We start from the raw sequence: 12,565 nt of genomic DNA, 5'->3' as shown, positions 1-12,565 counted from the left end.
GCCGGATAGCGATCCGGCATACCGAGCTTTAGTTTATTGCATACCCTTTATGCGAACTTTTGCTGCCACCAGAAGCGCCGTCAGCAGCATCAGACTGCCGGAAAGCATCAGGGGTGACAGCAGTCCGAGAGTATCGAGCGCATAGCCTCCCACCGCAGCCCCACAGGTATTGGCAAGCTGGATCACGGCGACCTGCACCGATCCGGCTTTTTCTGCCTGATCGGCAAGCGAGCGCGTGATCCACGTCGACCAGCCGACCGGTACCAGCGCAAACAACAGTCCCCAGATAATCGCAATACCCGCCGCCACCACTTTGTCACTGCCCCACAGAATCAGGACCAGTGCACTGAGCGCCAGCACCAGTGGCGCACCGGCTAACGCCAGTTTGACCGAACGCTTCAAAATCATCGACGAAAGCGACGTACCAACAAAGCTGGCAATACCGAAGCTCAGCAGCACCAGCGTCAGGCCATCAACGTCAAAGCCCGCCAGATTCATATAGATCGGGCGAATATAGGTAAAGAAGGCGAACTGCCCGGCAAAGGACATGAAGATGGCAATCATCCCGGCCATCACCCCCGGTCGCTGCAACAGGCTGAACATGTTTTGTTTCTGATGCGAAGGCTCGCCAGGCAGCGAAGGCAACGCTCTCACCACCCAAATTGTGCACAGCACGCCCATCACCGCCGCCGCATTAAACACATTACGCCAGCCAATAATGCCGCCTAAAAAGCTCCCCAGCGGCGCGGCAATCACCAGCGCGATGGAGACTGCGCCAAAAATAACCGACAGCGCTTTCGGCACCGTACGAGCTGGAACCAGACGCATGGTCAGCGACGCCGACATCGCCCAGAAGCCACCAAGCGCCAGACCGAGACAGGCGCGGCCAACGAGCAGCAGCGAAAAAGAATTGGCAAAGGAAACCAGCAGACAGGAAAGCGTCAGCAGCACCGAAAACAGGATCACCACATAGCGACGATCGGTCGCCTGAATAATTTGCGTCACAAACAGGCTGGCGAACATGGCGACAAATGCCGTCACGGTCACCGATTGCCCCGCCACACCTTCAGAAATCCCCAGATCCTGCGCCATCGGCGTTAACAGGCTAACGGGCAGAAACTCAACGGTTATCAGGCAGGCAACACAGAACGCCACGGCAAATACCGCCGACCAGTTAGGTCGGGAATTTGCCTCAGCGCGGGATTTTTGTTCAACAGCTTCACTCATTTTGTTACCTGCGTGGGGTTATTGTAGAAAAGTTACGCAGTGTAACATTAAATTTGTGACGTATTTAACGTTTCAGCAACTCTACCGTTTTGCATTGTCACTTGCGTAGAGGCTCGCACATTCCGAACGTGGCTGATTTTTCCCCTTTTTACAGCTAACTAAATGCATAGTATATCACCAGGTGCTATATTTATGGTTACAGGATGTCAACCCGATGCGAGTGTTCAAAACCAAATGGGTTACCAGGGAAGCGAAATCTCATGCGATTAATGACAATGAATTATGTGAAGCAATAGCCGCCACTCTTCAGGGAAGAGCAGACAATCTCGGCGGAGGAGTTTATAAAAAGCGGCTTAATCAAAATCGCGATCGCGCCATCATCCTTGCGAAAGGCGGAGAGCATTGGTTTTATACGTTCTTGTACGCCAAGCAGAACATAGCAAATATTAACAGTAGCGAGTTAAGCGGCTTTCGTGAACTGGCGAAGCATTATGCAAGCCTCGGTGATATGAAAATAGCAGCACTGATTCAGAGTAAAGAACTGGTAGAGGTCTGTCATGACAGCAAAGAATAAATTCAAAAGCCCTGCCTTTGAAGCCATCCATAGCGCAGCTTCTGGATTATTTAGCGTTGGTGCAATTCCACAGGAAACGATGCGCGATTTTGACAAAGCCAGTCTTAGTCACGTGGAAGATCTTCAACCGACTGAGATTAAAGCATTGCGTGAAAAGCTAAATGTAAGCCAACCCGTTTTTGCCCGTTATCTGAACACCAGCGTATCGACAGTGCAAAAATGGGAGAGCGGAGCTAAACGACCTGGTGGGATGTCATTAAAACTACTCAGCATCGTGCAAAAACATGGCCTGGACGTTCTGATGTAATTAGCCACTGCCAGATAGCGACACGTTTTGTCGACCTGAGAACCGTAACGCCATCAGGCATGACTATCAATGCAACCAATGCACACCATCTTCGGGCTGGAAAAAGGCGTTATAGCGCATTTGAAACGCATTAAGCTCCTGCATATCCGGCTCCATTTCGCGCAAAAAACCGAGCGCCAGACGCACCTGCGCGTCGGTAATCGGCGCGGCCAGCCGAGCTTTTTGCAGCCAACGGTGCCACTGCAGCAGATTCGGCTCACTGCCGTCGACAATCACGATTTGCCAGATCAACAGCACCTGGGCCGCATTTTGCAGATGCGATTCGTCAGGCCGGTGGAGGTACTGTAAAAAAGCCTCACCCTGTACTTTTCCCATCTGATCGATCATCGATTCTACTGGCACGACATCAATGTTCAGTCGCTCGCTCAGACGGCGAATTGCCCGCCGCGACCCGGACGTTAGCACCCGAAATCCCACCACAAAAACAACCACCAGGGTGGCCAACATTATCCAAATCATGCGCACATCCATTACCAAACAGGATGCCCATCATAGCGGCAAATTTATCGCTGTCGATGGATGAACGCCACGGCATAAAAAAGCCCGCCATTAAGGCGGGCAAAAGTTACCAATGCACACTTAACTTAAGCGACTTTCAGTTGTTGAATCTTTTTCTCGCGGCGAATTTTACGTTCTTCAAACACGGCCACGATGGCCATCAGACAGATACAACCGATGGCGGCGGTGTCCAGCGCGGCGAAGGTTCCTGCCCAGCCGGTGAGGCCGAAAATCGGCGTGCCGTCGGCAATCATCCCCAGACCAAGCTTGGCGAAGCTGTCACCAATCAGATAAGCAAAGGTGCCTTTAATCCCATCGGCTGCGCCGATCGCTTTTTTCGGTACAAATCCGACTGCCGCAACGCCGATTAACAGCTGCGGACCAAACACCAGGAAGCCCAGCGCAAACAGCGAAGCCAGATAAACGTACTGGTTGCTGGCGTGCTGATAAACGCCCAGGGTGGCGATAATCAACGCCAGCGCCACGCAGGCCACCAGCGCACGGCGACCATTCGCCAGGTCAGAGAGCCAACCCCACAGCAGCGTGCCGACCAGCGCGCCCACTTCAAACAGGGTAAAGCCCTGAATCGCCACTTCTTTGGAGAGCTTTAGCTCCTGGAAAGCGTAGACAGTGGACCACTGGTCAATACCGATACGCACCACGTACAGGAAGATGTTCGAGAAACATAACAGCCAGATCACTTTGTTTTTCAGCACGTACTCAACAAAGATCTGCCATTTCGTCATCTCGTTTTCTTCGGTCTCTTTGTCTTCTTCGCTGATCTCCTCACCGAACAACTCTTCAGCTTTACCAAGACCATAAGATTCCGGGGAGTCACTGCCGTAGCGCAGGCCGATAAAACCAACAATCAGCGCGATAATCGACGGGAAGATAAACATCCCGATGACGTGACCGTCGAACAGATAGTTAGCGCCAAACAGCGCCACGCCTGCCGCACCCGCACCGCCGAGGTTGTGGGAGATGTTCCACATACCGAGGTAAGAACCCCGCTTGCGACGCGGCGTCCATTTGGTGATGGTAGAATAGCTACACGAGCCGCCGGTACTCTGGAAGAAACCACTCAGCGCATAGAAGGCGATCATCAGAAACAGGCTGGTTGAACCCGCGCCCATGCTGGCGCTGAAGCCGAGCATACAGATGGCAGAGAGGATCAGCATAAACGGCAGGAACTGCTTGGTGTTTTTGCCGTCCGCGTAGTAGGAAACCAGCGTTTTTCCCACGCCGTAGGTGATGGAGAAGCCCAGGCCAATCATCCCCAATTGCGTCATGCTCAGCCCGTAGGTGGAGATCATGTCGTTCTGCGCGATGTTGAAGTTTTTGCGGATCAGGTACATGGTCAGGTAGCCGATAAAGACCACCAGATAGGACTGCATGAACGGTTTGAACCACATTTTGCGCCGCACATCGAGCGGCAGATCCAGGGTCGGCTTGCGCACCTGGTTGAGAAAGGCCAGCATTTGACACTCCCGAGCTAATTTTTATACCTGCGAATAGCAGGCATTGTAAAAATCAGCCGGGAGACGTGCCTGAGACAGCGTCCAGGTGAAACCGGGAAAATTTCTTAGTTTTGCCCCACTCAGGGCAAAAAGGTGAGGTGCATCACGCTTCGTTGAGATCGCGCGGAGCCTGGGCGTTTAAAAACGGCAGCAGCAGCAGCGCGGAAATCCCCGCCGCAATGGCGATCACCACAAAAAACCCGGTCCAGTGCCAGACCTCCATCACCTTCGCCAGGGGCCAGCCGGAGAGCGATGCCCCCAGATAGGCAAACAGCCCAACAAAACCGGTTGCTGCACCTGCTGCCTCTTTGTGCGAACACTCCGCTGCCGCCATGCCGATCAGCATCTGCGGGCCGAAGACGAAGAATCCGGTGGTGAAAAAGCACGCTGCCTGCATCACGTAACTGGCGAACGGCATCAGCCACAGCGAGCCAACGGAGAGCAAAATTCCGGCGGCAAAAATCAGGTTCATTGGACCGCGGTTGCCGTTAAACAGCTTGTCCGAGCCCCACCCCGCCACCAGCGCACCGACAAATCCCCCCAGTTCGAACATGGTCACGGCGGTATTTGCAGTCACCAGATCCACGCCGAGCGTCTCAGACATGTACAGATTGCCCCAGTCATTAATCGCTGCACGGACCACGTACACCAGCACATAACACAATGACAGCAGCCAGATATAAGGATTCAGCAGCACATAGCGGGTGAGGATCTCTTTGCGGCTCAGCCCTGCACCTTCCTGCTGCTGAGCAATTTCTAGCTCATCATGCCGCCAGTCGCCAATCGGCGGCAGACCAATCGCCTGCGGTCTATCGCGCAGCCGCCAGCAGAGGAAAACCCCCACCACAATCGCCAGCAGCCCAGCGATCATCATCCCGGCGCGCCAGCCGTAGTGCAGCGCTGTCGCCGCCATCACGATAGGGATCAGCGCCCCGCCGACGTTGTGCGCGGTATTCCACAGCGCCCACCAGCCGCCGCGCTCGGTACGCGAATACCACGCGGTCAATAAACGCGCGCAGACCGGCGACCCCCAGCCCTGGAAAAAGGCGTTCAGCGCCCACAGCACCGCAAAGGCCCACAGTGAGGTAGAGAATCCAAACAGAATGTTCACCACGCCGGTGGCGATCAGCCCGATGCCCATAAAATAGCGGGCGTTGGAGCGGTCGCTGACGATACCGGAAACAAACTTCGACAGGCCGTAGGTGATGTAAAACAGCGTCGCCAGTAGCCCAATATCGCTGCGGGTCAGCACGCCGCTGGTGAGGATATCCGGTACGGCGGCATTGAAGCTTTTGCGTGTGAAATAGAACAGCGCGTAGCCGAGCCAGATAGTGGTCAGGATATGCCGCCGCCAATAGCGATAGCGGGCATCCACTTCCTGCTTGTCGGTGATGAGCGGCGCATTGGCCGGGGCTTTTAAAAACGCAAACATGGCCGCTCCTTACACATAACGTTGAGGCAGTGACACGCTGACCCGCGTGCCGTGCGTACAGGAAATCGACAGCGATCCTCCGAGGGCGCTAATCCGTTCACGCATCCCGGTGAGGCCAAATCCATGCTGATTCGACCCCGGCGGCAGGCCGCTGCCGTCGTCCTCAATCACCAGCATCAGCCGTTCATCCTGTTGCCAGCCCTGAAGCGTCACCGCGCTGGCGTTGGCGTGCTTAACGATGTTGTTCAGTCCTTCCTGACAGACGCGAAACAGTGTCACCCGCTGGCTTTCGCTGAGTGCAGATTCGTCAATTCGCCAGTCGAGATGGCTGACGATGCCGCGGCTTTCCAGTTCCATTTCGCGCATCAATGAGCGGATGGCCTGTTCCAGCGTGAGATCGTCCAACTGGCGTGGTCGCAGGCGGCCTAACAGGCGACGCACCGAATCGTACACGCCGAGAGAAAGTTGTTCGATGTGTGCTCCGCTACGCTTCACCCCTGCGTTTTCCGGCGCCAGGCGCTGGACAATACCCGCCTGGGTACGAATGGCGGTGATGGTCTGGCCGATATCATCATGCAGTTCGCGCGCCACGTCCCGGCGCACGCTCTCTTCGGTCTCCAGCAGGCGTTCAGCCAGACGATGGTTGCGTGCTAATTCGTTTTGCAGCGACTGGTTAAGCTCACGCAGACGCTGAATGCCCGCGCCGAGCAGCAGCCCGGTCAGGCTTTGCACCAGCAGCGAGAGCAACAGGTCGACGGGATGATCGTGCCAGGTCTGGCTGGCAATCAGCGCGATGGCGTTCATCAGCGTCGCAATCAGCGCCCCCTGCCAGCCGTAGTGCCAGGCCAGCGCAATGATCGGCAACGCGAGGCAAAACGGTGTGAAGCGCGAAAGCTCGGCGGGTAAACCGAGCTGTAGCCACAGGCTGACGCTAAACAGCAGCAGGTACCAGACCAGATGCCGCCCGCGCCAGTTCACCGGCTGCGACACCACCGCAGGGCCCAGCGGCAGCCAGGTGGTGCTGGTCAGATAGTGCCAGAACACCAGGCAGATCGGCGCCAGCGTTAATCCGCCGGTGAGCGTCAGCAGCAACGCGTTCCATGCCTCTTCACCCTGCCCAAGCCAGGGCAGCGATTGCAGCAATGCCGCCGCCGTAAGCGCCGCGCCCTGCAACAGCAGCGTACGCCAGTCACGCTGATGGCGGTATCGCGATATCAGCATCACCGGGAGTAACGTGAGGAAGCTGCCGATCATCAAAAGTGGCAAATGGGCCAACACCACTTCCTGTTCCAACCAGAAAAGAAGCAGCCATTCCGCGCCCAACAGCACCGGCCAGTAGTCACGTGGACATTGCAGCATCAGCCCCAGACGCAGGCCAAACGGAAACAGCAGTACTGCCAGCTCCGGGCGCTCAACCAGATGCAGGCTGATGCTCCACAGGCAAAACCACGCGGCAGAGAAGATAAAGAAGCAGGCAACAACGGTGATTAACCGGGAACAGAGCGTGTTCATTGCCAGCCGTCAAACATCCGGCGGGCCAGTTCGACGTCGTTGCTGACGCCCAGCTTTTCCATCAGGTTGGCGCGATGCACGTGCACCGTTTTCGGCGACAGACCCAGTTCAGCAGCAATCTCTTTGACCGCCATACCTTGTGCCAGTTTTTCCGCCACCTGACGTTCGCGTTTGGTGAGCGGATCCTGGCGACCAGCCGCCAGTTTGACGGCGATGTCCGGCGTCAGGTAACAGCCGCCGGTCGCAACGGTATGCACCGCTGCGATCAGCTCATCCGGGCTACAGCGTTTAGAAAGGAAACCACGCGCGCCCGCGTTGAGCGCCTGCTCCACCAGCGCCGGGCTGTCGTGGACGGAGAGCATGATAATCGCCATTCCTTTTGGCAACTGGCTTAACAGTTCAAGACCGGAGATATCTGGCATCGAGATATCACAGATACAGACCTGCACGCCGCGCCCCGGTAATCCCGCCAGCGCCTCACTGCCTGAGCCAAACTCAGCCACCACCTGCAAATCAGGTTCCAGCCCCAGCAGTTGGGCAAAGCCGGAGCGGACGATAAGGTGGTCGTCAATAAGGGCAACGGTAATCATGGATTCATCCTGGCGCTAAGACATGCCTGATGGCGCTGCGCTTATCAGGCCTACGGGCGGGTGCCGTTGTAGGCCGGATAAGGCATTAATACCGCCATCCAGCAAAAGCGCTTACCTTAACGATAAGCGCGTTGCTGTTCAAGCCTTGAGCGATCATGCTATGCCCGTTGTGACGGTAAATGTGCGGGTGTGTTTCGGTTCTATCTGAATCAACGTCCCGTTTCGCTCCGCTGCCAGGAAGCCTTCAGGGCGACAAGTCGCGGGTAGGGCGAAGGCTGCCACCTGCTGATCGCCGTTATAGAGGATCCAACGGGTGACATAATTCAGCTCCGCGCTGGAGAAACGCGTCACGAACGTGGTGCCATCAGGTGCGATCATGCTAAATTCAGGCTTATCTGTGTATCTATCCAGTTGGTCAGCGAAGAAAACGATTTCCGGATCGTAAAAATCGGGTTCATTAAGGCGCATCAGCGAAGTCTCACCCTGAATAATCCGCTGATTAAACGCCAGCCACTGCTCGGTAGGCTTAACATGTGCGGGTACCGATTCACGCAGCGTTATGGCTTCATCCGGGATATTCTGGCTGAAGGTCGCTTCCGGGACGTAGGCATAGTTCATATGGCACATGTACTGCAAAGGCATTGCCACTGAAGCGAGGTTAGTGACCGACATCTGAATATCAAACAGCGCGCTCGCCTTGCGCATGACCACCGCAGGATACGCCTGATAATGATGACCGAACCCCATCACATACTCGTAGCGTCCGCTCACGCGCAAATTCTCGCCTTCCAGCTCCAGCCAGGCCTCATCCATCGCAGCACAGGCCATTTCACCATGCAGCGGGTGAGAATCTTCCGGCGACGGGCAGCCATTAGCCAATAGCCCCGAGTGGAAAGCAAAGCAGCCGTAGGTCGCGACCACTTCTGCAGCCGGTTTTGGCTGACTGAACATGTTGCGCATGGTCAGATCATGCCCGTCAAACTGCGCATCCCAGATCATCTGCCCCATCCAGGGCAGAATAACCAGATGTCCACGACTGTTTTCTATCTTCAGCCCTTCCATACCGCTGGCATAACGAAACGCGGTAACCATGAAATCGCTATTTTTCAGTAAGATTCGCGGATGCTCTGCAAAGAGTTCCCGCCACAGCGTGATACGTGTTGTCATGATCGTTCTCCTCAGGAAACCGTCGCTTCAGCCAGATTGTTGCGTACTTTGCTTTCACGCCAGAAGTAGATACCGACGTACACGAAGCACAGCATGGAGACCAGGAACGAAAGTTGCAGCGAGTGGAACATATCAGCCACATAGCCCTGAATTGCCGGAACTACCGCAGCACCGACAATCGCCATGACAATGACAGCTCCCGCCATTTCAGTATGCTCGTTATCCACAGTATCCAGCGTACCGGCGTAGATTGTCGCCCAGCAGGGTCCAAACAGGACGCTCACCAGCACGGCGACGTACACGGCACTGAAGCTTGGCGCCAGCGCAACATAGACGAGGAACAGCGCGCCAATAATGGAGTATAGGATCAGCACTTTTTCCGGATTGAAGCGCGTCATCAATATGTTGGCGATAAACTTGCCGATAAAGAAGCAGGCAAAGCTATAGACCATGAAGGTTGAGGCGTCACGCTCGTTAATATCACCTAATTCCAGCGCCAGACGGATGGTGAATGACCATACCGCGACCTGCATCCCCACGTACAGGAACTGCGCCACAATTCCACGACGGAAACGGGCATTGCTGGCCAGATAACGCAGCGTGTCCATCGCTGACGGACGCTTATGACTCGCCGTTTGCGCGACTTTGCAGGTCGGGAAGCGGGTCAGCAGGAACAACACCATCACCACAACCAGTACCATAATCATGTACTTGTAAGGCTCAAGGGTATTTTCCAGCATCAACACTTTAAAGTTGTGGATCTGTTCCGCGTTCATCCCAGCCATCTGTTTTTCCAGACTCTCGCCTTCAGAGAAGACCAGATATTTGCCCAGCAGAATACCGGCAGCTGCGCCAATGGGGTAAAAGGTCTGGCTGATGTTCAGGCGTAAAGTGGCATACGCTTTTGGGCCAATCATGGAGCTGTAGGTATTAGCTGCCGTTTCCAGGAAGCTCAGGCCAATCGCAATCGCAAAAATTGCCGCGAGGAACATGGTGTAAGTGGCCATGTGCGATGCCGGGAAAAAGAGCGTACAGCCAACAATATAAAGCGTCAGTCCCATTAAGATGGCGATTTTATAGCTGGTCTTTTTAATCACCAATGATGCTGGAATCGCAATTAAAAAATAACCGCCATAAAAGGCACTCTGCACTAATGCCGAAGCAAAGTTGCTGAGTGAAAATACGCTTTTGAATTGCGTAATCAGAATATCATTTAATGCGGCTGCGCATCCCCATAATGGGAATAAACAGGATAACAAAATAAACTGGAACAGAGGCGTCTTATTCAGATAGCCGTCGGGCATCTGAATGATGTTTTTATCGTTCATAGTGCTACCTTTTACAATGCAGGAGTATTATTCGTTTAAGGTAAGAAACTCATTAAATTGTTCGATGCTTGGATAAGATGATTGAGTGCCTTTCCCGGTAACGCTAAATGCAGCGAAGAGAACGGCTTTTTTCATGGCGGCTTCGACATCACCGCTTTGAACGTAATAATGGGCAAAACAACCGATGAAAGCGTCGCCTGCGCCACTGGTATCGACAGCGTTCACTTTAAACGCCGGAACATGGACTTCCTGGTCACGCGTCATCCACAACGCACCTTTCTCACCCATGGTGACGATAATATTGTTCAGACCTTTATCAACCAGAGAACGTGCCGCTGCGCGAATATGGTCATAAGTATCCACTGGCATACCGGTTAATATTTCCAACTCGGTTTCGTTCGGCACAAAAAAATCACATTTACAGGCATAAGACATATCTAATTCCCGTAATGCAGGGGCGGGATTTAGTAACACTTCAATACCGTGTTTTTTGCCAAATTCAATCGCGTGATAAACGGTTTCCAGCTGCACTTCCAGTTGCAGGACAATAAGCTGACATTTTTTCAGATCTTCCGCCGCACGATCGATATCTTCCGGGGAGAGAAATTTGTTCGCTCCTTTAATAATCAGAATACTGTTGCTGGAGTTCGCATTAACAAAGATCGGTGCGACACCGCTGCTGGTGCAGGGTACCTTTTCGACATAGGTGGTATTAATCCCCCAGGATTCGAGATTGCGAATAGTGTTATCCGCAAAAATATCATCACCGACTTTTGTCAGCATCAGTACTTTGGAATTGAGCTTAGCAGCCGCAACGGCCTGATTTGCGCCTTTGCCCCCGCAGCCAATTTTGAACGCCGGCGCTTCCAGCGTTTCCCCTTCTTTGGGCATCTGGTTGATGTAGGTGATGAGATCCACCATGTTGGAGCCAATAACCGCGATATCCATTTTACTACCTCTCAGAAACAATCACACTACAATGATATTAAAATAACATTATCATGTTACTTTCGTATCATTTGTGACTAGGATCGCGATTGGAAGATCATTTTATTGTTTATTTATTACGCTAAATGTTGCGACCCCATCACACTACAAATAATGAAGTTGCTTACAATTGACTGAAAGTTAACTGGATATAATCAATAAAACGTGAAAAAACACGCTTTTATTTCCGAATAGTCAGACGTATAGTAATGCGGCAATGCCATGTTCTCAGAAACACAAAAATGTTACTGAAGGAACATGGGAACATGATTCGTGGAGAAGCACATGGAAACTAAGCAAAAAGAACGTATTCGACGTCTGATGGAATTGTTGAAGAAGACCGACCGAATCCATCTGAAAGAGGCGGCACGAATGCTGGAAGTTTCCGTGATGACTATTCGTCGGGATCTCAGTCAGGATGACGAGCCGTTACCGCTTACGCTGCTCGGTGGTTACATTGTGATGGTGAACAAGCCCGCCGCCATCGTTAATGCCCCAGTGCCTGCGCAAAAACAGTATCACCGCGACGATTTACCGGTTGCCATTCTGGCCGCGGGACTGGTAAGTGAAAATGATCTGGTCTTTTTTGATAATGGTGCGGAAATGCCGTTGGTGGTCAGCATGATCCCGGATGATATTTCCTTTACCGGAATTTGCTACTCGCACCGGGTATTCGTGGCGCTAAATGAAAAACCCAACGCCACGGTGATTCTTTGCGGAGGCACCTATCGGGCGAAAAGTGACGCCTTTTACGATACCAGCACCCCCTCTCCGCTGGATGCGCTCAACCCACGAAAAGTATTCATCTCCGCTAGCGGCGTCCATGAGCATTTCGGCGTTAGCTGGTTCAATCCGGACGATCTAGCCACAAAACGCAAAGCGATGGAACGCGGATTACGCAAAATTCTGCTGACGCGCCACGCCCTGTTCGATGAGGTCGCCCCCGCCAGCATTGGTCCACTCTCCACCTTTGACGTACTGATAAGCGACCGTCCGTTACCAGCAGATTACGCAACCCACTGCCGGAACGGCTCTGTCAAAGTGATCACCCCGGATTCAGACGGCGACTAACTCACTCAAAGAACACGGTGATTTTGTTAAACATCGACGGATCGGACTGATTGCGGGCCACTTTCTCCACATCTTCAAGCTTGTCGATCTGGCTTATCATCTGCTCAAGACGTTGATCGTCGTTGACCAGTAGCCAGATGCGGCTCTTATCGCTGTCCTGAATCGGTAGACAGAGAATGCCTTCCACGTTGAATGCGCGGCGGGCAAACAGCCCGCAAACGTGAGTCATTACGCCCGGATGGTTGCGTACGGTGAGTTCCAGGATTACGTTGTCATGAGTCTGCTGTTGCATGGC

13 protein-coding genes are annotated in these 12,565 nt (G+C 53.6%); 3 read left to right on the top strand and 10 right to left on the bottom strand.

Annotation, left to right across the window (positions count from 1 at the left end; all coding sequences use genetic code 11):
• Positions 1 to 33 precede the first annotated feature (33 nt).
• On the bottom strand, positions 34 to 1,227 hold the full coding sequence (nepI, locus tag SK33_RS00180) for a purine ribonucleoside efflux pump NepI (protein WP_003840662.1): 1,194 nt from the start codon (positions 1,225 to 1,227) through the stop codon (positions 34 to 36).
• Positions 1,228 to 1,441: 214 nt separating this feature from the next.
• On the opposite strand from nepI, the gene SK33_RS00175 reads away from it, so the two are divergent.
• A complete protein-coding gene (locus SK33_RS00175) occupies positions 1,442 to 1,801 on the top strand; it encodes a type II toxin-antitoxin system RelE/ParE family toxin (protein ID WP_048218861.1) in 360 nt (119 codons plus the stop codon).
• A complete protein-coding gene (locus SK33_RS00170) occupies positions 1,785 to 2,108 on the top strand; it encodes a helix-turn-helix domain-containing protein (RefSeq protein WP_003023937.1) in 324 nt (107 codons plus the stop codon). The genes SK33_RS00175 and SK33_RS00170 overlap by 17 nt, the downstream gene beginning before the upstream one ends.
• A gap of 66 nt (positions 2,109 to 2,174) precedes the next feature.
• On the opposite strand, the gene SK33_RS00165 is transcribed toward SK33_RS00170, so the two are convergent.
• The 8 genes from SK33_RS00165 to rbsK form a co-directional block, all read right to left on the bottom strand.
• Positions 2,175 to 2,627: a DUF1198 family protein gene (locus SK33_RS00165; RefSeq protein ID WP_003023933.1), complete on the bottom strand. Its 453-nt coding sequence runs from the start codon at positions 2,625 to 2,627 to the stop codon at positions 2,175 to 2,177.
• Between the two features lie 125 nt (positions 2,628 to 2,752).
• Positions 2,753 to 4,144, bottom strand: a complete 1,392-nt coding sequence (gene uhpT, locus SK33_RS00160; protein ID WP_003023929.1) for a hexose-6-phosphate:phosphate antiporter — start codon at positions 4,142 to 4,144, stop codon at positions 2,753 to 2,755.
• Between the two features lie 142 nt (positions 4,145 to 4,286).
• Positions 4,287 to 5,615, bottom strand: coding sequence for an MFS transporter (locus SK33_RS00155; RefSeq protein ID WP_003023927.1), 1,329 nt, complete (start codon positions 5,613 to 5,615; stop codon positions 4,287 to 4,289).
• A gap of 9 nt (positions 5,616 to 5,624) precedes the next feature.
• Positions 5,625 to 7,127 carry a signal transduction histidine-protein kinase/phosphatase UhpB gene (gene uhpB / locus SK33_RS00150; RefSeq protein ID WP_048218862.1) on the bottom strand — a complete coding sequence of 501 codons (1,503 nt, stop codon included), beginning with the start codon at positions 7,125 to 7,127 and terminating at the stop codon, positions 5,625 to 5,627.
• Positions 7,124 to 7,717 (bottom strand): transcriptional regulator UhpA, encoded by a 594-nt coding sequence (gene uhpA / locus SK33_RS00145; RefSeq protein WP_003023923.1) that lies wholly within the window; start codon positions 7,715 to 7,717, stop codon positions 7,124 to 7,126. Before uhpA ends, uhpB begins: the two co-directional genes overlap by 4 nt.
• Positions 7,718 to 7,870: 153 nt before the next feature.
• Positions 7,871 to 8,884: an aldose 1-epimerase family protein gene (locus SK33_RS00140; protein ID WP_048218863.1), complete on the bottom strand. Its 1,014-nt coding sequence runs from the start codon at positions 8,882 to 8,884 to the stop codon at positions 7,871 to 7,873.
• 11 nt (positions 8,885 to 8,895) lie between these two features.
• Positions 8,896 to 10,212 carry an L-fucose:H+ symporter permease gene (gene fucP / locus SK33_RS00135; protein WP_003023919.1) on the bottom strand — a complete coding sequence of 439 codons (1,317 nt, stop codon included), beginning with the start codon at positions 10,210 to 10,212 and terminating at the stop codon, positions 8,896 to 8,898.
• 27 nt (positions 10,213 to 10,239) lie between these two features.
• Positions 10,240 to 11,160: a ribokinase gene (gene rbsK, locus SK33_RS00130; RefSeq protein WP_003844463.1), complete on the bottom strand. Its 921-nt coding sequence runs from the start codon at positions 11,158 to 11,160 to the stop codon at positions 10,240 to 10,242.
• Between the two features lie 324 nt (positions 11,161 to 11,484).
• On the opposite strand from rbsK, the gene SK33_RS00125 reads away from it, so the two are divergent.
• The gene (locus SK33_RS00125; protein ID WP_003023916.1) at positions 11,485 to 12,270 is read left to right on the top strand and encodes a DeoR family transcriptional regulator; all 786 of its coding nucleotides are present in this window, start codon (positions 11,485 to 11,487) and stop codon (positions 12,268 to 12,270) included.
• 1 nt (position 12,271) lies between these two features.
• On the opposite strand, the gene ilvN is transcribed toward SK33_RS00125, so the two are convergent.
• Positions 12,272 to 12,562: an acetolactate synthase small subunit gene (ilvN, locus tag SK33_RS00120; protein WP_048218864.1), complete on the bottom strand. Its 291-nt coding sequence runs from the start codon at positions 12,560 to 12,562 to the stop codon at positions 12,272 to 12,274.
• Positions 12,563 to 12,565 lie beyond the last annotated feature (3 nt).

Source organism: Citrobacter sp. MGH103, from assembly GCF_001034475.2.
Classification (GTDB): domain Bacteria; phylum Pseudomonadota; class Gammaproteobacteria; order Enterobacterales; family Enterobacteriaceae; genus Citrobacter; species Citrobacter freundii.
Note: the sequence above shows the minus strand (reverse complement) of the source record. Positions and strands in the feature narration are given on the sequence as shown.